Raw genomic sequence first — 23,071 nt, 5'->3', positions numbered from 1 at the left:
AGAAGCAAAAATATGCTAAAATAGATAAGTATGCATAAGAAAAGAGGTATCTAGTTAATGGCAGAAGCTTATAACGAAGAAGTAGTAGCGCTACTTCAAAAAGAATTGACAACGTATCGTTCAAAACAAATAACAACGGTTTTAACTTTATTAAATGAAGGAAATACAGTTCCTTTTATTGCCCGTTACCGGAAAGAAATGACTGGAAGTTTAGATGAAGTCCAAATCCGTGAAATAGAAGAACGTTATCATTATTTACAAAACTTGAAAAAGCGGAAAGAAGAAGTTCTCCGTTTAATTGAAGAGCAAGGAAAACTAACAAAAGAACTCAAAACAGATATTCAAAAAGCAGTAAAAATGCAACAAGTGGAAGATTTATATCGACCATATAAACAAAAACGTCGGACTAAAGCGACTATCGCGAAAGAAAAAGGGTTGGAACCATTAGCAGATTGGTTGCTCTCTTTACCTGAAAACGCGGATATCTTAGCTAAAGCGGCTACTTTTATTAATGAAGAAAAAGAAGTTGCAACCGCCGAGATAGCCTTGCAAGGTGCTCATGAAATTTTAGCAGAACGTATTAGCGATGAACCAAAATACCGAACATGGTTACGTGATTATATGGTTAAGCATGCGCAATACGTTAGCGTAGTTAAGGATGAAGAAAAAGACGAAAAGCGGACCTATGAAATGTATTACGATTTTGCAGAACCAGTTAGCAAAATGGTGCCGCACCGTGTCTTAGCAACGAATCGTGGTGAAAAAGAAGACATTTTAAAGGTTTCCCTTGTCGCTGATGAAATAAAAATTAATGATTATTTCCAACGTCAACTAATCGGCAAGCAAGCAACAAGTTTAGCTGCTCCATACATTGAGGCTGCTTATTTAGATAGCTATAAACGATTCATTGGACCAGCGATTGAACGGGAGATTCGCAATGAATTAACAGAAAAAGCTGATGAACAAGCGATTGCAATTTTCGGTGAAAATTTACGTAATTTATTATTACAGTCACCACTTAAAGGAAAAGTTGTTCTAGGATTTGACCCGGCTTATCGGACAGGCTGTAAATTAGCAGTTGTCGATGAAACTGGTAAAGTTTTAGCAATTCAAGTGATTTATCCACATAAACCAGCGACTGCTGCGAAACGTGAAGCCGCTGGTCCAGCCTTTAAAAAGATCATTGAAGACTATCAAGTGGACATGGTAGCTATTGGAAACGGAACGGCAAGTCGTGAATCTGAATTGTTTGTGGCAGAGCAATTAAAAGCGGTGAAACGGGACGTCTTTTACGTGATTGTTAATGAAGCAGGGGCTTCCGTTTACTCTGCGAGTGAAGTGGCTCGTAAAGAGTTTCCTGATTTACAAGTCGAAGAACGAAGTGCGGTCAGCATTGCACGTCGTTTGCAAGATCCGTTGGCAGAATTAGTAAAAATTGATCCCAAAGCAGTCGGGGTTGGTCAATATCAGCATGACGTATCGCAAAAACGTCTTGCCGAGCAATTGGATTTTGTTGTGGAAACTGCGGTAAACCAAGTTGGTGTTGATGTGAATACAGCGAGTGCTCAACTTTTACAACATATTTCTGGCTTAAATAAAACAACGGCGCAAAACTTAGTCACTTATCGTGATGAAAATGGTGTCTTCACAGCACGAAATCAAGTCAAAAAAGTACCTCGTTTAGGACCAAAAGCATTTGAACAAGCAATTGGCTTTTTACGAATTCCTAATGGCAAAAATGTGTTAGATAACACTGGCATTCACCCAGAAAGTTATCCAGTAGCACAAGCAATTTTAGAAAAAGCAGAGATTGCTTCTAAAGAATTAGGGACAGCAGAAGCTATCGAAAAATTGAAACAGTTACCAGTGAATCAATTAGCTACTGAGTTAGAAGTTGGTTCAGAAACACTCACAGATATTATTGCTAGTTTAATCCAACCAGGTCGTGATATGCGCGATGAGATGTCCGCGCCACTTTTACGTAAAGACGTGTTGACGATGGAAGATTTGAAACCAGGAATGGAAATGCAAGGGACTGTTCGAAACGTAATTGACTTTGGCGCGTTTGTCGATATTGGTGTGAAGCAAGATGGCTTAGTCCACATTTCTAAGTTAAGTCCTAAATTTGTTAAGCACCCAACGGATGTTGTTGCGGTGGGTGATGTAGTCACAGTTTGGGTAGAAGATGTTGACTTGAAAAAGGGGCGTATTAGTTTAACCATGTTGCCTCGTGCTGATAGAAAAGAGTAACAATGAAAGAGTCTCAACCAGTCTTGATGACAGATCAAGCGCTTCAAACGCTAGTGGAAAAAATTTCAATCGTATTTTTTCAGAAACCTTTTCTGCATCAAGCTACATTTAATCGGCGGTTAAAAACTACGGGCGGTCGCTATCATTTAGCTTCGCATCACCTGGATTTTAATCCAACTGTCTTTTTAAAGTATGGACAAGAGGAACTGGAAAAAGTCATTAAGCATGAGTTATGTCACTATCATTTACATTTAGCTGGCAAAGGCTATCAGCATAAAGATAAGGACTTTAAAGAGTTATTGGCTAAGATTGGCGGTGCCCGTTATGCACCGCCTCTAGTAGAACGGAAAAAAGCAGTTTTCCATCAGTACCAATGTCAGTCTTGTGGAGAAGTCATCCTCAGAAAACGACGAATTGATACGACACGATATGTCTGCGGAAAATGTCATGGGCGTTTGTCCTGGCAAGCGAAAAAAGAACAAATCTAACGATTCTGGTCTTTGTTATCTTGACAAAGACCAGTAATTATTTTAGGATAAATAAGTGCTCTTAAAATGCAGATGTGTTGGAATTGGCAGACAAGCATGATTGAGGGTCATGTGGACAGATGTCCGTGTGGGTTCGAGTCCCATCATCTGCATCAACTAGTATAACAAGAGGTCGGGACAGAAGTGTTTAACTCCGAGAAATAAGAAGGAGTTGCTTCTGTTCCCGCCGTTTATCAGTTTTGAGCGTGGAGCAAAAATCCAAAGTGATTTTTGTCCCACGCTCTTGTTTATTACGGAAAAACCATCAATTTTTTATTAAATTCTGATATTTATTATTGCTTTTTCATTATAGTTGGCGTAACTTTAGAGTATAAATTTGTGAAGCGAGGGAGTCCGTGTGAGAAATTTTAAAAAATCCGATAAATTAAATAACGTAAGTTACGATGTCCGTGGTCCTGTTTTAGAAGAAGCAGAACGCATGCAAGAAGAGGGCATACGTATTTTGAAATTAAATACAGGGAATCCAGCGCCATTTGGTTTTGATGCCCCAAATGAAATTGTGCGCGACATGATTGTAAATGTTCGCGATTCAGAAGGTTATTCCGATTCAAAAGGTATTTTTTCTGCAAGAAAAGCGATTGAACAATATTGCCAATTAAAAAAATTTCCTAATGTAACGATTAATGATATTTACACTGGTAATGGCGTGAGTGAACTAATTACCATGTGTATGCAAGGCTTGTTAAATAACGGCGATGAAGTACTTGTGCCAATGCCAGACTATCCTTTATGGACTGCTTCTGTTTCTTTGGCGGGCGGTACACCCGTTCATTATATTTGTGATGAGCAAGCAGAATGGTATCCAGACATTGATGATATAAAATCAAAAATAACTTCGAATACAAAAGCAATCGTTATTATCAATCCCAATAATCCGACTGGTGCTTTATATCCGAAAGAGTTATTACTAGAAATTGTCGAAGTGGCACGTCAAAATGATTTAATTATTTACTCCGATGAAATTTATGATCGCTTGGTCATGGACGGTTTGGTTCATGTACCGATTGCTACATTAGCTCCTGATTTATTTGTCGTAACATTGAATGGTTTGTCAAAATCACATCGAGTGGCAGGCTTCCGATGCGGTTGGATGGTGTTAAGTGGAGATAAATCACGAGTAAAAGGGTATATCGAAGGGCTAAATATGCTTGCTTCCATGCGGTTATGTTCGAATGTGTTGTCACAACAAATCATTCAGACCGCATTAGGCGGCTATCAAAGTGTCGATGATTTACTTTTACCAGGTGGCAGAATTTACGAACAACGAGAATTTATTTACAATGCGATAAATGATATTCCTGGTTTATCAGCCGTGAAGCCTAAAGCAGCTTTCTATATTTTCCCGAAAATTGATACGGCCAAATTTGACATTTATGATGATGAAAAATTTGTTTTAGATTTCTTACACAAACATCATATTTTATTAGTCCATGGTGGTGGGTTCAACTGGCAACAACCCGATCACTTCCGTATTGTTTATTTACCGAAGATGGAAGACTTAAAAACTACAGCAGATAAAATGCGTGAATTTTTAAGTACCTACAAACAAAAATAAAAGAACTACCAAAAAATAGCCTCTAACGAAGCTATTTTTTGGTAGTTCTTGTTTTATCAACAATACTATTCTGCGGTTTCACATGCTTTTTTACTAATAATCATTCGGTTGGTATATTTTTCTTCCATATCAGGACTAGGATTTGCTACTACGATGAGATAAGAATTTTCATACTCCTTCTCCACAAAGCCTGAATAATTTGTTTTTTCCCAAATGAAGTGAACCTTTTTCTCTTCGGCCATACAATAACACTCCTTTTTAATAAAAATGAACCTATTTATTTTCTAAGAAAACCTTAGATAATGTTCTTGCAGTATATTATGCAATAAAGTACAATAAAAGCATAATGCGAATTCGCATATTTTGACAAAATCCCCATTTTGCAAGGAAAATGGCCGATATAAATAGGAGCTATTGTGATGAATTCTTTAGGTGCAGTTATTAAAGAAATTAGAAAAAATAGAAAATTGACACAGAAAATGTTATCAGAAGACATCTGTTCGCAAAGTGTTTTAAGCCGCATTGAAAACAATGAAGAGTTGCCAAACGTTCTCGTAATGCAACAACTTTGTGATCGTTTAGGTGTGACTGTTGACCAGATTATGCGTTATAAATCTGGTGATGTGCACGTTGTTACGTATTCATTTGAAAAAATGGCTGAATATTTTCGCCATAAAAAATATCAATTATTATTAAATTATTTAAAGGAAAATCGTATTGAAGAACAATTGTATTTAGATACGGACTGGCAAAAATATTATTATTATTTAGGTAGTTGTGAATTGTTTGTTCTAAATGATTACGAAAAAGCTATTGCTAGTTTGCGTAAAGGATTATCTTTCACCTATAAAGCCGATAAATTAAATGTTTCTGATTTAGAGATTCAATTAATTAGTTGTCTAGGTGCTACTTATGGTTACATGGGCAATCGAGTAGAGGCAGAACGATTTTTAAGTTTGAGTATTCATTATTTTAATCAATTGCCAAATGAACGCAGTAATGCAGAGTTAACGAAAATATTTTTTAATTATGCTGATTTCTTATTCAAAAATTATACAGAAAAAGATGCCGAAATTTATGTGGATCAAGGAATTACTTGGGCCCGCAAAAAAAATAGTTATTATTATTTAAGTGAATTATTAAATCTAAAATATTTAGTTTTAATGAGAAAGAATAAACACGAAGAAGCAGAACGTTATTTAAACTTAGCACAACAAATGAAAAATGTGGAAAGTGGCAATCTTTAAAAAATCCTCAGAATTGCTTAAAAGGTCTACACCATTTCTTGACTTTTGTACTGATTAAGAGTACTTTTGAAGTAAGTAAAATAAAGAAAGAAGGATGAAGATGAAAACATTTATCTTTGCAGACAAGTTCTTTTTAAAAAGCGATGTTAAAGGACCTGGTTATTTAGAAATCACGGATGGTATCTTTGGTAATTATACAAAAGATGAACCGCAAGGGGACGTAAAAATTATTCGTGAGGAAGGCAAATGGATTGCCCCAGGTTTAGTGGATACTCATATTCATGGTTACATGAATCATGACGTAATGGATAACGATGCAGAAGGCATTAAAGTGATGTCTGAAGGCTTGTTATCTTGTGGTGTAACTTCATTTTTACCAACAACGTTAACTTCAAGTAAAGAACGTTTAACAGACGTTGCACGTACGATTGGTCAAGTCTACCAAGAAGTACCTGGTGCAAAAATTCAAGGGATTTACTTTGAAGGACCTTTCTTTACTGAAGAACATAAAGGCGCACAAAATCCAAGTTATTTTGGAGATCCAGACCTTGATACATTCCACGAATGGCAAGAAGCTTCAGGCGGAATTATTAAGAAAATTGCGTTGGCACCAGAACGTAATGGGGTGAAAGAATTTGTTGAAACCGTTACAGATGAAGGTGTCGTTGTTGCTTTAGGCCATAGTAATGCGACCTTAGAAGAAGCTGATGTGGCAGTTGAAGCAGGCGCTAGCGTTTTTGTTCATGCATATAATGGGATGCGTGGCTTAAATCACCGTGAACCAGGGATGGTTGGTGCATTGTTAACGTTACAACACGTTTTCTCTGAATTAATTTGTGATGGACACCATGTACATCCGCAAGCGGCTGAAGTATTGATGGAAAAAGCGGGCCATGATCACGTTGCGTTAATTACAGACTGCATGATGGCTGGCGGTATGCCAGATGGCAACTACAATTTAGGTGAATTTCCTGTTGTGGTAGCAGAAGGAACGGCTCGTTTGGATACTGGGAACTTAGCAGGTAGTATTTTAAAACTAAAAGAAGCAATTAAAAATGTAGTTGATTGGGGTATTGCAACACCTGCACAAGCAATTATGATGGCTTCATTAGTTCCTGCGATCAGCTGTAAAATTGATGATCAATGCGGCATGATTGCAAATGGTCGTGATGCTGACTTTATCGTATTAGAACCAACCATGGAATTAGCAGCTACTTATTTAGATGGTGTTGAACGTTATCGAGCATAAGACACAAGAAAAAGCTTGCGGAAATTTATCCGCAAGCTTTTTTTATAATTCTTTTGGTAAAATCGCAGAAGTGATTTCTTTGTTCTCGTAGGCAATAAAAAAATCGATTAATTGCTTGTCAAATTGCTCAATATCCTCTTTGTAAAGGGAGCTAGGAATCACAAAGGTTTGCTCTAGGGTGCCTGCTAGATAATCGCCATCTAAACTTTGGGCGACAACTAAAAATTCTTGTTCGCGCCAATGTTCCACATCTGTTTCAGAAATGGTTTCCGGAGAGGCTAAAAATTTACAATTTTCGACAAACTGTTCATCAATTTCTTCACTGAAAGTTAATTCAGCATCCTCTTCTTGAGGTTGAGAGAGGATTGCTTGCAAAAATGTTTGTGGTTTTGCATCGGGTAATGTTTCTTTTAGCTGTTCAAAATCCAATGAAAGTTCCTCCTTATTGTTTGTTTAAAATAGTTACTGAAAAATCAATGGGTGAATTTGTTTTAAGGCTTTTGGCTTCTAAGATGATTTTTTCAGCCAACAAATCGTTTCCGTTATATACAGGTGTCACGCGATAGCGAACGGTTTCGCCGCGATCAAGAGCTGCCCGAATCTGATTTTCATATTTCGTCATATAAGGAGTGTTGACAGGATTCTGATACAAGGTGGTTAAGTTACGTGGATCATCACCACTGCCTCCCATTTGACGGCCGATTAGGTGGCCACGCGAATGATTAGCTTTTCCTGAAATGAAACCAGCTGGTCGAATATCTTTATTAGCGGAAGTTCCTGTATTGACCATTGCGGGTTTTAATAGCGCATCAGCGCCTGTCGCTCGTTTTAGACGATCTAGAGAATGATAAGTAATCCAGCCGTTTGAGTTATCCTTTAATTCCTCTGCTGAAAATGTGGCTTTACCATTTTCAATTGGTCCGGGATTATCTCCTTTTGGTGCTGGTGTGCTTGAAGGGGTGGTTGTTTGTGGTTGAACATTAAATAAATCTTGTAAAGCATCAGGAACTTTAACGCCAACCGCGCCTAAAATTAAAATGGTTAATGCGCCAATCAGCATGATGGTTGAATTAAATGGTGGTTTCTTCTTTCTGTTTGCCATAACGTGCTCCTCTAATTTTATACTTGCAATAGTCCAAATTTAAGTGGACCATCTTTTCTATTATACGTAAATTTGCTAAAAAATCAAAAAAGGCTTTTCTTTGAAAGACTTGTTTTCTCAGATATGTTACTATTTTAATGTAGAAGGGAAGGGATAGTGGATGGCCTATATTGAAGTCAAAAATGAATACAAGCGTTACCAAATGGGAGAGACAACTATTACTGCGAATGACGGCATTTCTTTTGAAGTGGAAAAAGGAGAAGTAGCGGTTATTTTAGGCCCCAGCGGTGCTGGAAAATCAACTGTTTTAAATATTCTTGGTGGAATGGACAGCTGTGATGAAGGGGAAATTATTATTGATGGTACAGATATCGCTCAGTTTTCAGAGAAACAATTAACCACTTATCGACGCAATGATGTCGGGTTTGTTTTCCAATTTTACAATTTAGTCCCAAATTTAACGGCAAAAGAAAATGTCGAATTGGCTTCGCAAATCGTTGCGGATGCGTTGGATTCGACCACTGTTTTACAATCGGTGGGTTTAGGGGAACGTTTAGATAATTTTCCAGCGCAACTTTCTGGTGGTGAACAACAACGAGTGACCATCGCCCGTGCGATTGCTAAAAAGCCCAAGTTACTTTTATGTGATGAACCGACAGGAGCACTGGATTATGAAACAGGGAAACAAATTTTAACCATTTTGCAAAACACTGCTCGTGAAACAGGAACGACCGTCTTAATTATTACCCACAATTCAGCCATTGCAGAAATGGCCGATCGGGTAATTCGAATTAATGATGCGAAAGTTCGCGAAATGACTGTGAATGATCAGCCTAAATTGGTTGCTGAAATTGAATGGTAGGTGCCTAAAATGAAGAAAACAGCGCTAATTAAAACAAGCTTACGTGAAATTAGACAATCTACTACACGGTTTTTATCGATTATGGGGATTATTTTCCTTGGTGTAATGGTTTTTGTTGGTTTGAAAGCTACTGGACCAGATATGATTAAAACCGCGAATAATTATTACCAGAAAGAGCAGCTTCCAGATGCGCGAATAATTTCTACAATGGGACTGGAAAAGAAAGATTTAACAACACTACAGTCTTTAAAAGATGTCGAAACAGTTGTGCCGCGGTATACAATAGATGCCACGATTGGGCCGCAAAATAATGCAGTAAAATTGTTTGGCTATCGAAAAAATCAAGCAGGATCGGTTAACTATCAAGTAGTTGACGGTCGGTTACCTAAACAAACAAATGAAATTGCATTAGATACATTAGCGAAAACTAGATATGACTATAAAATGGGTGATAAAATCACTTTAAACGATGCAGCGATTAAAGAAAAAGGACTGACGCAAACCCATTTTACTGTTGTCGGATTTATCAATTCACCAGAATATATTGATAATACATCCAGGGGAACCACAACGGTCGGTTCTGGAACGTTAAACTTTTTTGGCGTGGTCTCGGAAAAAGCCTTTGACAGTCAACGGTATCCAGAATTGCTAATCTCATTTCGTTCATTAAAACATCAAAATACGTATTCCTCTGATTATGAAAAGAAAAGAGAGCAGGCCTTAAATCAAGTAAAAGAGGCACTGAAAAATCGGCCAGAAGAACAGGTTGCCGCCCTGCGTGATTCGGCTCAGCCGGACATTAACCAAGGTCGCCAATCGCTGGAAACGGGAAAACAAGCGCTTGCGCAGTTGGAGCAACAACCAGGAATTCCAGCTGAGATGCTTGAAAAGCAAAAAGACGAATTGGCTAAACAGGAACAACTGTTGGCTGAAAAACAAACAGAGCTAGCCAATTTGAAAGCCCCGACGTATTATTATTTTACCAGGGAAGACAATCCAGGATTTTCTGAATATCAAGATAATGCTGATCGGATTTCTTCTTTAGCCACGCTGTTCCCGTTGTTCTTTTTCCTAATTGCGGCATTAGTCAGCTTAACTACCATGACACGTATGGTGGAAGAAAAAAGAATGGAAATTGGTAGTTTGAAAGCTTTAGGTTATCGTAATCGTGAAATTGCTTCGATTTTTATTACCTATGCAACGGTTGCTAGCCTAACAGGTGCATTATTAGGATTGGCAGTTGGCTATTATCTATTCCCTAAAATAATTTTTGATGCCTACGGTCAAATGTACAATATTCCTGATTTAGTTACACCGTGGTACTTAAATTACAGTTTATGGGGCATCATTGTAGCCTTAGCTTGTACTGTGGGAGCGGCCTTAGTGACATTAAGAATCGATTTATTAAGTACCCCAGCTACCTTGCTAAGACCCAAAGCGCCGAAAGCAGGCCAACGGATTTTATTAGAACGAATCCGCCCTTTATGGCAACGCATGAGCTTTATTCAAAAAGTGACCGCTAGAAATCTGTTCCGCTATAAACGACGGATGCTGATGACCGTTATCGGAATAGCTGGTTGTATGGGGCTGTTAATTGTTGGTTTTGGTTTACGCGATTCAATTGTGGATGTCGCTACAATTCAATTTAATAAAATCTGGCATTACCAAGCAGTCGTGACTTTTAAAGAGCAAACAACACCTGAAGAGACAAAAGAGTATCAAGAAACGTTGCGCAAACTGGATGGTTTGAATAAAACAATTCCGTTATATTCAGAAATCTTTAAAACGAAGGGCAAAGGCGCACCAACTCAAAATATTACTCTTTATGTGCCACAAGATCCTTCGAAAATGGCTGAGTTTCAATTATTTAATGATCGAGTCACTGGAGAAAAATATTCCCTCAACGATGACGGTGTAATCATTAATGAAAAATTAGCTAAATTATTTGGCTATAAAGTAGGAGATCAATTAAATTTAGAAAATAGTGATAATCAAACCTATCACGTGAAAATTGCCGCGATTGCAGAGAACTACACGGGTCATTTTGTCTATATGACGCCGAAACTCTACCAGACGATGACGAAACAGAAGCCGGAGTATAATACAGAATTCCTACTTTTTGACAAAAAGTTATCCTCAAAACAAGAAACCTCAATCGGAGAGGCGTTGACAAAACAGCCGAAAGTGTTGAACATTACGTTTTTAACTGCGATGAAAGGTTCGTTTGATGATATGCTGAAAAGCCTTGATATTGTCATTTGGGTACTAATTGCTGTTTCTGGTTCTTTAGCGTTAATTGTGTTATATAATTTAACCAACATTAATGTTTCTGAACGGATTCGAGAACTTTCCACGATTAAGGTTTTAGGATTTTACGATCGTGAAGTCACTACCTATGTTTACCGTGAAAACATTATTTTAACGTTCATTGGTATTATTGTTGGCTGCTTCTTTGGGAAAATTTTGCATCAGTATATTTTAGCAACCGTTGAAGTTGATTTAATTATGTTTTCGCCAATTATTCATTGGCCAAGTTATCTATATTCCGCAGTCATCACCATGTGTTTCACGTTGTTTGTGATGGTCATTATGCATCGGAAATTGAAGAAAATCAATATGATTGAAGCGTTAAAATCAAATGAATAGCACATTTTAAAAAACGAGGAGTCCGTAGAAGTTCAATAATTCTAGGGCTGCTCGTTTATTGTTGCTTCTTTTATTAAGAAAAAATAGGTCTTAAGATGTATCTTTTGAGATTTATTTGGAAATTGCTACTCTTTTTATTTAAAAATTGGTACACTATTACTAGGTTATAGCACAGAAAGGAGTGTGGGAAAAGTGTTAGAAGGTCTACCATTGGAAACGGTTTATTTTTATGCATTAGTGGGGAGCGCGGTCCTCGCTTTTTTACTAATTATTTTTGGGGATGTTTTTAATTTTGATGGACCGGTGGACCCAATGCTGATTATTCCATGGATTGCTTTTACCTCGCTGTTTGGGTACCTTGGGGAAGAATTAACAGCGGTGAATAGTTGGCTTATTTTAATTGTCAGTGGTATTCTTTCAACCATTATTGTTTTCTTCTTAAATTTTTATGTGTTGGTCCCTTTGAAAAATTCGGAGGCCACAATTTCTATTTCGGAAAAAGACATGGAGGGTCGTGTTGCTACTGTGATTACCCCAATTCCTGTCCAGGGAATGGGCGAGATTCAATTGAAGAGTGTCACAGGTTCGTTAAGTCGACCAGCAGCATTTTATGTGCCACAAGAAGTGGCTGCGCCAAGAGGTAGTGAGGTATTGATTATTGAATTGAAAGAACGGGTTTGTTATGTCATTCCTTACGAAGGCAGTCTAAAAATATAGAGTAGGAGAGAAGAAAATGGGGATTTTGTTACCGATTATTATTGCAGTTTTAGTATTATTAATGTTATTAATTGTGTTTGTTTCTAAATATCAGACAGCCAAACCTGATGAAGCGTTAATTATCAGCGGGAGCTATCTAGGCTCTAAAAATGTTCATGTAGACGAAGGTGGCAACAAAATTAAAATCGTTCGTGGCGGTGGTGCGTTTGTCTTACCAGTGTTCCAACGTTCAAATCGAATTAGTTTGCTTTCAAGTAAATTAGATGTTTCTACACCAGAAGTGTACACAGAACAAGGGGTTCCTGTGATGTGTGATGGGACATCAATCATTAAAATTGGTTCGTCAGTTGAAGAAATTGCGACAGCAGCGGAACAATTTTTAGGAAAAACAACGGAAGAATTAGAAAATGAAGCACGTGAAGTATTAGAAGGACATTTACGTTCGATTTTAGGTTCAATGACAGTGGAAGAAATTTACCAAAACCGTGATAAATTTAGCCAAAGTGTACAAGAAGTTGCCAGTGTTGACTTAGCTAAAATGGGCTTAGTTATTGTGTCGTTCACAATTAAAGAAGTTCGTGATAAAAATGGATACTTGGATTCATTAGGGAAACCAAGAATCGCTCAAGTTAAACGTGATGCAGATATTGCTGAAGCAGAAGCCTTGAAAGAAACTCGCATCAAAAAAGCGGAAGCAGAAAAAGAATCACAACAAGCGGAATTGCAACGTCAAACAGAAATTGCAGAAGCTTCAAAAGAAAAAGAATTGAAATTAGCGTTATACAAACAAGAACAAGACATTGCCAAAGCCAAAGCAGACCAAGCCTATAACTTGGAAAGCGCGCGTGCACAACAACACGTGGTGGAACAAGAAATGGAAGTCAAAGTCGTTGAACGTCAAAAACAAATTGAGTTAGAAGAAAAAGAAATTACGCGTCGTGAAAAACAATACGACTCAGAAGTGAAGAAAAAAGCCGATGCAGATCGTTACGCACGCGAACAAGAAGCTCTTGCTCAAAAAGCACGCGAAGTAGCAGAAGCCGAAGCAGAACGCTTCAAAGTTGAAGCATTAGCCGAAGCGGAAGCCAATAAAACGCGTTTAACAGGTCAAGCGCAAGCCGAAGCTATTTTAGCTCGTGGTGCAGCGGAAGCCGAAGCCAAACAAAAGATTGCTGATGCCTTCAAAGAATATGGTGAAGCAGCTGTGTTAAGTATGGTGATGGAAATGTTGCCACAATTAATGAAAGAAGCAGCACAACCATTGGGCAACATCGACAAGATTTCAGTGGTAGATACAGGCGCAGGTGGCGAAAATTCTGGCGCCAACCGTATTACAAATTATGCAACAAACTTGTTGGCTGGTACACAAGAAACACTAAAAGAAACAACGGGCCTCGACGTGAAAGAGCTAATTGAAAACTTTTCTAAAAAAGGTACCTCAAATAGCGTGAACTATCATGCAACAGAAGGTTCAGAAAAAGAATAGAAATCAGCCTTTAAGGAGTAGCGAATCGCATTTCGTTACTCCTTAATGCTGCATTGAAACGATAAACGAACAATCTGACAGAGAAATAGCGAGTGCTTGTTTTGTTTCAAAGATTCTGATAACATAGAGTTCTTGGAGGGATAGAGATGTCAAAAAAGAATAAAGATATTGAAGTACGTGTTGAAGAAGAAAAAGCCCAATACAATGGAGCAAATGTTTTAATGAACAAATTATTTATTGGTAAAAAAGAAATCGGTCGTGTCATTCCGCAAAATGATAAAAAATTCATCATTGAAATTGATGGCAAGCAAGAAGGTACAGCAAAAAATCTGGACGAAGCCTTTGAAATAATTATTCGTCAATGGAATTTAAGTGAATAAAAAATAAATAACAATTTTTTTAAAAAAAGGGTTGCTTTTTTCTGGAAAAGATTGTATTATAACTAAGTCAGGTCGTTACAGCGACAATGACTTTTTGGAGGAATAGCGAAGTGGCTAAACGCGACGGACTGTAAATCCGTTCCTTAGGGTTCAGTGGTTCGAATCCACTTTCCTCCATTTTCTTTTTGGGGTATAGCCAAGCGGTAAGGCAACGGACTTTGACTCCGTCATGCGTTGGTTCGAATCCAGCTACCCCAGTTTTCAGAACATTTCTGGTAGAGAGATGTTCTTTTTTTGTATAATTATATAACAAAAATGAGGTAAGATTTTCCTCATGTACAGGCTAGAAAAGTTTTCATTTATATAAGAATATGCTAAAGTATTAAGAAAGAATAGTCTGGAGTTGATAAGAATGAACTTTAAAGAAAAAATTACAGAAATGGTTGAAAATGTTTACGATTTAGCACGCGATGGTAAGTATGATGTCAAAGTTGACTTAATTCCTCGTAAAAAAGGCAACATCAAAAGTGGTGTTAAAGTCACTTCTTCAAGAAATACAGCCCACAATATCAAATGGCGTTCAAAAAACTAACTCGTCTTTAACAGAAACACCGGTGCAGACAACATTATTGTCTACTCCGGTGTTTTTATTTTTCTAATTCGATGCCTAAGACAGTTAAATGCCCATTACCAACTAATTTGATAACTAATTGGGCTAAGTGGTTGGGTGTCATATCCGTCTCGCTAGTAATCCACCAATGAAGGGTACCGATGAAGATAGAGGTCATGTATTCAATAACAAAATCTATCGGTACATCAATATCATTTTCGGTGATACGCAACTGCGAAAAAATCGTCGCATATTTTTCTTCGATAATTTCAGCTAAGCGTTTTCGAAAGTGTTCGTTGAAATTATTGTCCATGATAGTTAAGAAGAAAGATTTGTTCTCTTGAATATTAATATAGAGTTGCGTCAGAAGTTCTTCAATGTGCTTCACGCGGACACGGTTGCCATTAACCAGTTGTTGCGAATCAAGAATAGCGGTAAAAGCACTAAGCGTAAAGGTGAAGATTGCATCATATAAATGCTGTTTGTCTTTAAAGTGAGCATAAAAAGTCGCACGATTAATCATAGCTTCATCAGCAATATCCTGAATCGTCACCGCTTCGTAGCCTTTCGTTTCTACAAGTTTAAAAAAAGCTTCAATAATCATTTTTCTGGTTCGTTGTACTCTAAGGTCTGTTTTCTTTGCCATCATAAATTCCTTTCGAGATAGTCAACATTCGCGGAAACTTTGTTGTTTATCTCACAAAATAGGGTAAATTGCTTGTTGCAAATCATTTAGAACCTTTCTAAAATAGGTATATCTATTATAACAAACAGTTTGTATAATAATCAACAAACTGTTGGGAAATGAAGGGGTATTTTAATTGATGGTTATGAGAGCAGGGATTGATGTTGGGTCAACGACAGTAAAATTAGTATTTTTAAATAAACAAAATCAGCCTATTTTTACAAAATATGAACGCCATTTTTCAGATGTCAAAGCAGCAACGGAACGCATTTTAAAAGAAGGACTATCAAGGATCGGTGCAGACCAACCTGTGACAATGAGCATAACTGGCTCTGGTGGTATGGGGCTGGCTGAGGTATTAGGGATTCCCTTTGTTCAAGAAGTTATCGCGTGTACACGAACTGTTGAAACAATAATCCCAGAAACGGATGTTGCTATTGAACTTGGCGGAGAAGATGCAAAAATCACTTTTTTTGATGGTGCTTTAGAGCAACGAATGAATGGTAGTTGTGCAGGTGGGACAGGCGCCTTCATCGATCAAATGGCTGTTTTACTTAAAACGGATGCCAATGGAGTGAATGAATTGGCGAAGAATTATCAAACTATTTATCCGATTGCTTCCCGCTGTGGGGTTTTTGCCAAAACGGATGTTCAACCTTTAATCAATGAAGGAGCAGCGAAAGAAGATATCGCGGCGAGTATTTTTCAAGCGGTAGTTAATCAAACAATCGCCGGGTTAGCTGCTGGTCGCAAAATTAAAGGTAAAGTAGCGTTTTTAGGGGGACCTTTATTTTTCATGTCAGAATTGAGAAAACGGTTTGTTGAAACCTTAGCAATTCAGCCAGAAGATGTTATTTTTCCAGAACAACCGCAACTGTTTGTAGCAATGGGTGCAGCACTTTATTCAGAAGATGCAGCCGAATGTACATTGGAAGAATTAATTCAGCGCTTAGTGAACAGCCAGGCTACTGATTTACAGCCGAGCGACACGTTACCACCGTTATTTAACAGCGCAGAAGATTTGGCAGATTTTCGAGAAAGACACGCGCAAGCTCAAGCAAAGGAGAAACCTTTATCTCAACATACTGGCGTGACCTTTTTAGGGATTGATGCAGGCTCCACAACGACAAAAGTCACATTGATTGATGAAGATGGTCATTTGTTGTTTTCTTTTTATGGTAATAACCAAGGGCAACCTTTAGAAACCACCATGACAGTACTGAAATCACTTTATCAACAACTGCCTGAAGAAGTTTTTATCGGAAAAGCGGCTGTTACAGGATATGGAGAACAGCTAATAAAAAATGCGTTAAAAGTCGATATTGGTGAAGTTGAAACGATGGCCCATTACAAAGCAGCCAACCATTTTCAGCCAGGTGTGGATTTTATTTTGGATATCGGAGGACAAGATATGAAAGCGATGACCATTAAAAATGGCGTGCTTTCCTCCATTCAATTAAATGAAGCTTGTTCTTCTGGGTGCGGTTCTTTTATCGAAACCTTTGCGCAATCTTTAAAATATAATGTGAAGGATTTTGCTTTGGCGGCTTTAGAATCGCAAGCGCCTGTTGATTTAGGTTCTCGGTGTACTGTTTTTATGAACTCAAAAGTGAAACAAGTTCAAAAAGAAGGGGCCTCTGTCGGCGATATTTCTGCTGGACTATCTTATTCAGTCATCAAAAATGCCATTTATAAAGTCATTAAAGTTCGCCGACCTGAAGAGTTGGGAGAAAAGATTGTCTGCCAGGGAGGAACATTTTACAATGAAGCGGTCTTGAGAGCTTTTGAAAAAATTAGCGGTCGTGAAGTGGTTCGTCCTTCTATTGCTGGTTTGATGGGGGCCTATGGGGCAGCGCTGATTGCTTTGGACGCTTATGAAATTGGGGAAGAAACCACGCTTCTTTCTTTAGAAGAGTTAGCGGCATTTACCTCTGAAAAGGAATTTACTCATTGCGGCTTGTGTGAAAACAATTGTCAATTAACGGTCACAGTGTTTTCGGACGGGCGCCAATTTATTACGGGAAATCGCTGTGAACGTGGTGCGCGAATTAAAATTAAACGAGAAGAACGCAAAGTGAATTTGGTTGATTATAAGTACCGTAAGTTATTTAAGTACCGACCTTTGCGGGAAAATAAAGCGTTTCGTGGGCGCGTGGGTATCCCTAGAGTCCTAAACATGTATGAAAATTATCCTTTGTGGCATACATTTTTTACTGACTTAGGCTTTCGGGTCGAATTATCGCCACGTTCTAATAAACAAATCTATGAACAAGGCCTTGAAACGATTCCCAGTGATACGGTTTGTTACCCAGCGAAAATGGCGCATGGACATATTCAAGCATTAATTGATGCGCAAGTGCCAATTATCTTTTATCCTGGTGTCGTTTTTGAACAGCAAGAAACAGTGGAAGCAGATAATCATTTTAATTGTCCAATTGTGCAAAGCTACCCAGATGTCATTCGAAATAATGTGGATGCCATCAGAGAGGGCCAAGTGGATTATCGAAATCCCTATCTTAATTTAGCGAATGAAACTGCAGTTGCCAAAGTTTTAGCTGAAAATTTTGCTGATTTAGGGATTTCCTTAGAAGAAATTCAAACAGCGCTGCATCATGGTTATCAAGAATTAGCAGCTTTTAAAAAAGAAATTCAAGAAAAAGGCGAAGAAACGTTAGCCATGTTAACTGAAAAAGGCCAGAGAGGGATTGTCTTATCGGGGCGACCGTATCACTTGGATCCAGAAATTAATCACGGCATTGCCGAAGTCATTACACAGGAAGGATTCCATGTCTTGACAGAAGACAGTATCTCGCATCTTGGAGACGTGCAGAATTTACGTGTGGTGAATCAATGGGTCTATCATTCTCGCTTATATGCGGCGGCTAAAGTAGTGGCTAAGACGAAAAATTTAGAACTTGTCCAACTGAATTCCTTTGGTTGCGGCTTAGATGCTGTGACAACCGATCAAGTAGAAGAAATCATGGATCGGTCTGGCAAAATTTATACAGTCCTCAAAATCGATGAAGGTGCGAATTTGGGCGCAATTCGTATTCGGTTGCGCTCCTTGAAAGCGGCTGTCAATGAGCGGGAGAAGCAACAGTTTGTTCCGCATATGCAAATGGAAGAGCCGGAGAAAATTGTGTTTACAAAACAAATGAAAAAAACACATACCTTACTGTTACCAATGCTTAGCCCGATTCATCAATCTGGATTAGTCGATGTAGCATTACAAGCTTCTGGCTATCATGTCGTCTGTTTGCCTGCGCAAGACAAAGAAGCTGTGAATGTCGGGTTAAAATATGTCAATAATGATGCGTGTTACCCAGCAATTATTTCCATCGGACAACTAGTTGAAGCTTTGGAAAGTGGTCAATATGATTTGGATAATGTCAGTGTCTTAATGACGCAAACAGGGGGCGGTTGCCGCGCAACGAATTACATTCCATTATTACGAAAAGCTTTAAATGATGCTGGTTTTTCTCAAGTTCCTGTAGTTTCAGTTTCGATGGGCAATAAAGGAGTCGAATCCAATCCGGGATTTAAATTTACGTTGCCAATGATCAAGCGCTTAGTAGTTGCCTTTTTATATGGTGACTTATTCGAACGAGTAGTTTATCGAACAAGACCTTATGAAACAGAAAAAGGAATGGTGGATCAACTGCACCAAGATTGGCTAAAAAGAGTGGAAGCCAATGTCCGGAATGGTTCGCTGACACAATTTAATCACTTCATGAAAAAAATTATTCGGACGTTTGATGAAATTCCTTTACAAGAGATAAAAAAACCAAAAGTCGGTGTGGTCGGGGAAATTTTAGTGAAATATTCGCCGACAGCGAATAATGATATTGTGCGTTTGCTAGAAGAAGAAGGTGCTGAAGCAGTTGTGCCAGATATTGTTGGCTTTATGAACTATTCTTTGTACAATCAAATTTGGAAATACGAAAATATGGGCATGTCAAAACAAAGCAAACGTTTAGCAGAATTTGCGATAAAAATCATTGAATTGGTAGAAAAACCAATGGATAAGGCATTGAGAAAATCTGTCCGTTTTGATGGTATTCATTCCATTTATGATATGGCAGCAGATGCAAGTAAAATTTTATCAATTGGCAATCATACGGGTGAAGGTTGGTTTTTAACAGCTGAAATGATTGAGCTCTTAAAACACGAGGTGAATAACATCGTTTGTATGCAGCCGTTTGGGTGTTTACCAAACCATATTGTTGGAAAAGGGGTCGTGAAAGAGCTACGACGTCAATATCCGCAAGCAAACATTGCGGCGGTGGATTATGATCCAGGGGTATCTTTGGTTAATCAGTTGAACCGAATCCGTTTGATGATGGCCACAGCGAACAAGTTGTTGAAAGAAGAAAATGTAAAAAGATAATAACTAATAGCAATTCGTTTAAAAACATTTGACTTGGTCACTTTTTACTGACTAAGCCAAATGTTTTTGTTATAAAAGAAAGTATGCAACTAGACCAACTTTGATAAAAATTCCAATTTCTCTTTTATTTATCATTTTTTGGTTGTTTACACGGTCTATACCAGTTATAATAGAAGAGGAGATGAACGAAGAGGAGGAAGCGTAAATGGTTCAAAATATACCAATTTATATTCAAATTCACGATAAAATCAAAGAAGATATTGAAAAAGGTGTCTGGAGTATCGGGGATCGTTTGCCCTCTGAGCGAGAATTAGCCTTGAAATTTGATGTTAGTCGAATGACCTTACGCCAAGCCATTCAGACTTTAGCAGACGAAGGGATTTTAGAACGAAAAATTGGTTCAGGAACATATGTAGCACGTAAGAAAGTTCAAGAAACAATGACAGGTACCACTAGTTTTACAGAAATTACCTTGTCTCAAAATCGCGTTCCTTCTAGTCGGACGGTGTCTTATTTTGTAGCGAAACCTAGTTCTAGTGAGATGGAAAAATTACAACTAGGTCCAGAAGATTCAATTTTACGAATGGAAAGAATTCGTTTTGCGGATGACATTCCGATTTGTTTTGAGGTGGCGAGCATTCCTTATTCATTGGTCTCGCAATATGGCAAATCTGAAATCACGAACTCTTTTTATAAAACGCTTGAAGCCAAATCTGGCCACAAAATTGGCCACTCTAACCAAACAATCTCTGCTGTTCAAGCATCGGAACAGATCGCAGAATATTTAGAGATTAAACGAGGCGATGCGATTCTGCGTGTGCGCCAAGTATCCTATTTTGAAAACGGACTACCTTTTGAATATGTTCGTACGCAGTATGCAGGAAGTCGATTTGAGTTTTATTTAGAGAAGTAGAGAAATGATAAGTATGGAAAAATGCCAAGAAATAGGCTGAGGTAAGATATTTTAACCTCCAAAAGTTGTATCTGAAAAATACAATTTTTGGAGGTTATTTTTTATGAACTTATCAGGCAGAATTCAAATTAAAATTAGTGAAAGCATCTCAATTCAAATAAATATTGAATAGAGTAGCAAGTCTGAATACCAGAAAAGTGAGATGGTTTGTCCCGCTATAAATATTGTTAAAAATAAACTTATAATAGCTGCTAGTTTATTTGCTTTTATTCTTTTTTTGGCTGTAGTTCATTTTTGTCCATTTTTTACATTTCTTTTTTAAACTGATAAACCGACATAAGTAATCTGGATAAAAATATCAAAAATTCAGGTTACTGACAAACATTTAATTAGCATCTAAAAAATAATCATGTAAATTAAATGAGCAACGAAAACATCTGTTAGGGTGCTATCAATTTTTTTAAAATCTACATATGATTAAAACTTGATGCTATAATGTTACTAGTAAGGTTAATGTATACCATAGCAGTACTTGAGAAAAGTAGAAGTGTTTCTGATGTTAGATATGTGGGCTGTGTGTTGACTGATTTTCCTTTGAAGTTGAATAATAAGTTCGTGAATAATCGGAAATACTATATTTTTTCTGGTGAACAGATGGATTAGTGAAGATTGATATTGAACAGTCAATTGTTTTAAAAAAAGTGATTTTCAAATGGTAATAAAAGTATATTTAAAGGAACTCGAATTTTCAGAAAGTAGCTTCAAACTTAGTTTGAAAGAATAGCTTTCGGCTATAAAAAAGTTAAAAGGAGCCTGCCATGTTACAGAAATACCTAGAAATTTTAACAAGAGACGAGGCCATCTTTCGTAAAAAGCCAGATGGAACAGAAGTAAATTATTTTCTATTTCCAGAGTTTGAAATACATATAAATAGCTTGCCAGGAAAAACTGTGCAAGGTTGGCATAAGCATCACGAAATCGAAGAAGTTTTACTTGTACAGTCGGGAAAAGTGAAAATAGAAGAGGTAGAAAATCAGCAAATTGTTTCAAGAATTTGTGCAGAAGGAGAACTTATTCGGATGCATAATAGTCTTCATCGGATTAGTAATCCTGATACGTTATCTGCATCATTTACAGTATTTCGTTTTGTTCCACAAGGGCAAAATCAACAAGAATGCATAAAAAATGATAAAGAAGAATTCTCTGATGCGGCAGTACAACGGCTTCTAAAAATCAATGATTCGTTGTGATCGTTATTTTTAAACTTTTCTTTTCCCCCTCCTAGAAAACACAAAACCGTGGTACAATAACTTACGTAATAGACACACCTACTCCGAATGTCAAAAAAGGGCAGAAAAGTAGACAAGAAATTGTTTAAGGAGTAAAGTAAACTTACTTAAAATTTTGGGGGAAATAAAATGTATGATGTAATTATCATTGGTGCCGGTCCTGCTGGGATGACGGCAGCACTTTATGCATCACGGTCTAATCTTTCTGTATTGATGATTGAACGCGGTGCGCCTGGTGGGCAAATGAACAACACTGCTGAGGTAGAGAATTACCCAGGCTTTGATTCTATTATGGGTCCAGAATTGGCCTATAAAATGTATGAAAATGTAGAGAAATTTGGTACGGAAAATGCGTATGGCATTGTGATGAGCATTGAAGACCACGGATCTTATAAAGAAGTGATTTGTGATGACAAATCTTATGAAGCTAAAGCGGTAATTATTGCAACAGGCTGTGAACACCGAAAATTGGGTGTAAAAGGCGAAGAAGAATTTGCTGGCCGTGGTGTTTCTTATTGTGCCGTTTGTGACGGTGCCTTCTTTAAAAATAAACGCTTAGTAGTTGTTGGTGGCGGCGATTCTGCAGTTGAAGAAGCAATCTATTTAACACAATTTGCTTCTGAAGTAGTGATTGTTCACCGTCGTGATGAATTGCGTGCGCAAAAAATCATTCAAGATCGTGCCTTTGCAAATGAAAAGATTTCCTTTGTTTGGGATACAGTTGTCGAAGAAATTGTTGGCAATGAAATGGTCGTGACAGGTGTGAAAGCACGGAATTTCAAAACAGATGAAGTTTCTGAAATTGAAGCAAACGGCGTGTTCATTTACGTGGGGCTAGATCCATTAACAGAACCATTTAAGAAAGCTGGTATTACGAATGAGGCTGGTTGGATTGAAACAGACCAAGAAATGAGAACAAAAATTCCTGGTGTTTATGCCATTGGTGATGTCCGTGAAAAAACATTGCGTCAAATCACGACAGCGGTCGGTGAAGGCGGTATTGCTGGACAACAAGTATTTAACTATATTGAAGAATTAAAATAAAAAAATGCTTTTGCCTTTAATAATGGCTCTTTGTCAAATGATGTTGGTAAAGAGAAATCTTAGAATAATTGGAGATCAAGTGGATCAGTTCCTCTTGATCT

19 protein-coding genes and 3 tRNA genes are annotated in these 23,071 nt (G+C 37.7%); 18 read left to right on the top strand and 4 right to left on the bottom strand.

The features are described 5' to 3' along the window. Positions 1-57 precede the first annotated feature (57 nt). The 4 genes from KQI94_RS02120 (at position 58) to KQI94_RS02105 (ending at position 4,353) form a co-directional block, all read left to right on the top strand. A complete protein-coding gene (locus KQI94_RS02120) occupies positions 58-2,250 on the top strand; it encodes a Tex family protein (RefSeq protein ID WP_002369511.1) in 2,193 nt (730 codons plus the stop codon). A gap of 26 nt (positions 2,251-2,276) precedes the next feature. Next, positions 2,277-2,738 (top strand): SprT family protein, encoded by a 462-nt coding sequence (locus KQI94_RS02115; protein WP_002369510.1) that lies wholly within the window; start codon positions 2,277-2,279, stop codon positions 2,736-2,738. Positions 2,739-2,806: 68 nt separating this feature from the next. Continuing rightward, positions 2,807-2,890 (top strand) — tRNA-Leu (locus tag KQI94_RS02110). A 245-nt stretch (positions 2,891-3,135) separates the two neighbouring features. Next, the gene (locus tag KQI94_RS02105; RefSeq protein ID WP_002357817.1) at positions 3,136-4,353 is read left to right on the top strand and encodes a pyridoxal phosphate-dependent aminotransferase; all 1,218 of its coding nucleotides are present in this window, start codon (positions 3,136-3,138) and stop codon (positions 4,351-4,353) included. Between the two features lie 65 nt (positions 4,354-4,418). Here the strand turns inward: KQI94_RS02105 and KQI94_RS02100 are convergent, their stop codons facing one another. Further along, positions 4,419-4,595, bottom strand: coding sequence for a hypothetical protein (locus KQI94_RS02100; RefSeq protein WP_002357816.1), 177 nt, complete (start codon positions 4,593-4,595; stop codon positions 4,419-4,421). Between the two features lie 177 nt (positions 4,596-4,772). Between KQI94_RS02100 and KQI94_RS02095 the strand changes: the two genes are divergently transcribed. Both KQI94_RS02095 and nagA read left to right on the top strand, forming a co-directional pair. Beyond that, a complete protein-coding gene (locus KQI94_RS02095; RefSeq protein WP_002381942.1) occupies positions 4,773-5,600 on the top strand; it encodes a helix-turn-helix transcriptional regulator in 828 nt (275 codons plus the stop codon). 100 nt (positions 5,601-5,700) lie between these two features. Next, on the top strand, positions 5,701-6,849 hold the full coding sequence (gene nagA, locus KQI94_RS02090) for an N-acetylglucosamine-6-phosphate deacetylase (protein WP_002357814.1): 1,149 nt from the start codon (positions 5,701-5,703) through the stop codon (positions 6,847-6,849). A 42-nt stretch (positions 6,850-6,891) separates the two neighbouring features. On the opposite strand, the gene KQI94_RS02085 is transcribed toward nagA, so the two are convergent. Both KQI94_RS02085 and KQI94_RS02080 read right to left on the bottom strand, forming a co-directional pair. Continuing rightward, complete coding sequence (locus tag KQI94_RS02085) at positions 6,892-7,278, bottom strand: hypothetical protein (RefSeq protein WP_002357813.1); 387 nt, start codon at positions 7,276-7,278, stop codon at positions 6,892-6,894. Positions 7,279-7,291: 13 nt separating this feature from the next. Then, entirely contained in the window at positions 7,292-7,951 is a 660-nt protein-coding gene (locus tag KQI94_RS02080; protein ID WP_002369509.1) for a DNA/RNA non-specific endonuclease, read from the bottom strand. 160 nt (positions 7,952-8,111) lie between these two features. Between KQI94_RS02080 and KQI94_RS02075 the strand changes: the two genes are divergently transcribed. The 8 genes from KQI94_RS02075 (at position 8,112) to KQI94_RS02040 (ending at position 14,634) form a co-directional block, all read left to right on the top strand. Next, positions 8,112-8,813, top strand: coding sequence for an ABC transporter ATP-binding protein (locus KQI94_RS02075; protein WP_002360463.1), 702 nt, complete (start codon positions 8,112-8,114; stop codon positions 8,811-8,813). 9 nt (positions 8,814-8,822) lie between these two features. After that, the gene (locus KQI94_RS02070) at positions 8,823-11,459 is read left to right on the top strand and encodes an FtsX-like permease family protein (RefSeq protein ID WP_002369506.1); all 2,637 of its coding nucleotides are present in this window, start codon (positions 8,823-8,825) and stop codon (positions 11,457-11,459) included. A 183-nt stretch (positions 11,460-11,642) separates the two neighbouring features. Then, complete coding sequence (locus KQI94_RS02065; RefSeq protein WP_002369505.1) at positions 11,643-12,176, top strand: hypothetical protein; 534 nt, start codon at positions 11,643-11,645, stop codon at positions 12,174-12,176. 16 nt (positions 12,177-12,192) lie between these two features. Next, entirely contained in the window at positions 12,193-13,662 is a 1,470-nt protein-coding gene (locus KQI94_RS02060; RefSeq protein ID WP_002357808.1) for a flotillin family protein, read from the top strand. A gap of 146 nt (positions 13,663-13,808) precedes the next feature. Continuing rightward, positions 13,809-14,042, top strand: a complete 234-nt coding sequence (locus KQI94_RS02055) for a DUF2969 domain-containing protein (RefSeq protein ID WP_002369504.1) — start codon at positions 13,809-13,811, stop codon at positions 14,040-14,042. A gap of 96 nt (positions 14,043-14,138) precedes the next feature. After that, a tRNA-Tyr gene (locus KQI94_RS02050) sits at positions 14,139-14,219 on the top strand. Positions 14,220-14,228: 9 nt separating this feature from the next. Continuing rightward, a tRNA-Gln gene (locus KQI94_RS02045) sits at positions 14,229-14,300 on the top strand. A gap of 154 nt (positions 14,301-14,454) precedes the next feature. Beyond that, on the top strand, positions 14,455-14,634 hold the full coding sequence (locus KQI94_RS02040) for a hypothetical protein (RefSeq protein ID WP_002357804.1): 180 nt from the start codon (positions 14,455-14,457) through the stop codon (positions 14,632-14,634). Between the two features lie 55 nt (positions 14,635-14,689). Here the strand turns inward: KQI94_RS02040 and KQI94_RS02035 are convergent, their stop codons facing one another. Beyond that, positions 14,690-15,301 (bottom strand): TetR/AcrR family transcriptional regulator, encoded by a 612-nt coding sequence (locus KQI94_RS02035; RefSeq protein WP_002357803.1) that lies wholly within the window; start codon positions 15,299-15,301, stop codon positions 14,690-14,692. A gap of 175 nt (positions 15,302-15,476) precedes the next feature. On the opposite strand from KQI94_RS02035, the gene KQI94_RS02030 reads away from it, so the two are divergent. From KQI94_RS02030 to trxB, 4 genes are all read left to right on the top strand, one after another. After that, on the top strand, positions 15,477-19,724 hold the full coding sequence (locus KQI94_RS02030; protein WP_002390158.1) for a 2-hydroxyacyl-CoA dehydratase: 4,248 nt from the start codon (positions 15,477-15,479) through the stop codon (positions 19,722-19,724). A gap of 205 nt (positions 19,725-19,929) precedes the next feature. Then, a complete protein-coding gene (locus tag KQI94_RS02025; RefSeq protein ID WP_002357800.1) occupies positions 19,930-20,637 on the top strand; it encodes a GntR family transcriptional regulator in 708 nt (235 codons plus the stop codon). A gap of 818 nt (positions 20,638-21,455) precedes the next feature. Then, a complete protein-coding gene (locus KQI94_RS02020; protein ID WP_002369501.1) occupies positions 21,456-21,887 on the top strand; it encodes a cupin domain-containing protein in 432 nt (143 codons plus the stop codon). 168 nt (positions 21,888-22,055) lie between these two features. Then, positions 22,056-22,970, top strand: coding sequence for a thioredoxin-disulfide reductase (trxB, locus tag KQI94_RS02015; protein ID WP_216454309.1), 915 nt, complete (start codon positions 22,056-22,058; stop codon positions 22,968-22,970). The last annotated feature ends 101 nt before the right edge of the window (positions 22,971-23,071 follow it).

It is taken from the genome of Enterococcus sp. S183_ASV_20, assembly GCF_018919685.1.
Taxonomy (GTDB): domain Bacteria; phylum Bacillota; class Bacilli; order Lactobacillales; family Enterococcaceae; genus Enterococcus; species Enterococcus faecalis.
Note: the sequence above shows the minus strand (reverse complement) of the source record. Positions and strands in the feature narration are given on the sequence as shown.

Excerpts from the sequence above, each read along its gene's own strand:
- KQI94_RS02025 (WP_002357800.1), top strand. The coding sequence starts at position 19,930 with ATGGTTCAAAATATACCAATTTATATTCAAATTCACGATAAAATCAAA.
- KQI94_RS02055 (WP_002369504.1), top strand. The coding sequence starts at position 13,809 with ATGTCAAAAAAGAATAAAGATATTGAAGTACGTGTTGAAGAAGAAAAA.
- KQI94_RS02095 (WP_002381942.1), top strand. The coding sequence starts at position 4,773 with ATGAATTCTTTAGGTGCAGTTATTAAAGAAATTAGAAAAAATAGAAAA.
- KQI94_RS02040 (WP_002357804.1), top strand. The coding sequence starts at position 14,455 with ATGAACTTTAAAGAAAAAATTACAGAAATGGTTGAAAATGTTTACGAT.
- KQI94_RS02030 (WP_002390158.1), top strand. The coding sequence starts at position 15,477 with ATGGTTATGAGAGCAGGGATTGATGTTGGGTCAACGACAGTAAAATTA.
- nagA (WP_002357814.1), top strand. The coding sequence starts at position 5,701 with ATGAAAACATTTATCTTTGCAGACAAGTTCTTTTTAAAAAGCGATGTT.
- KQI94_RS02100 (WP_002357816.1), bottom strand. The coding sequence starts at position 4,595 with ATGGCCGAAGAGAAAAAGGTTCACTTCATTTGGGAAAAAACAAATTAT.
- trxB (WP_216454309.1), top strand. The coding sequence starts at position 22,056 with ATGTATGATGTAATTATCATTGGTGCCGGTCCTGCTGGGATGACGGCA.
- KQI94_RS02035 (WP_002357803.1), bottom strand. The coding sequence starts at position 15,301 with ATGATGGCAAAGAAAACAGACCTTAGAGTACAACGAACCAGAAAAATG.
- KQI94_RS02070 (WP_002369506.1), top strand. The coding sequence starts at position 8,823 with ATGAAGAAAACAGCGCTAATTAAAACAAGCTTACGTGAAATTAGACAA.
- KQI94_RS02115 (WP_002369510.1), top strand. The coding sequence starts at position 2,277 with ATGACAGATCAAGCGCTTCAAACGCTAGTGGAAAAAATTTCAATCGTA.
- KQI94_RS02060 (WP_002357808.1), top strand. The coding sequence starts at position 12,193 with ATGGGGATTTTGTTACCGATTATTATTGCAGTTTTAGTATTATTAATG.
- KQI94_RS02080 (WP_002369509.1), bottom strand. The coding sequence starts at position 7,951 with ATGGCAAACAGAAAGAAGAAACCACCATTTAATTCAACCATCATGCTG.
- KQI94_RS02120 (WP_002369511.1), top strand. The coding sequence starts at position 58 with ATGGCAGAAGCTTATAACGAAGAAGTAGTAGCGCTACTTCAAAAAGAA.
- KQI94_RS02020 (WP_002369501.1), top strand. The coding sequence starts at position 21,456 with ATGTTACAGAAATACCTAGAAATTTTAACAAGAGACGAGGCCATCTTT.
- KQI94_RS02075 (WP_002360463.1), top strand. The coding sequence starts at position 8,112 with ATGGCCTATATTGAAGTCAAAAATGAATACAAGCGTTACCAAATGGGA.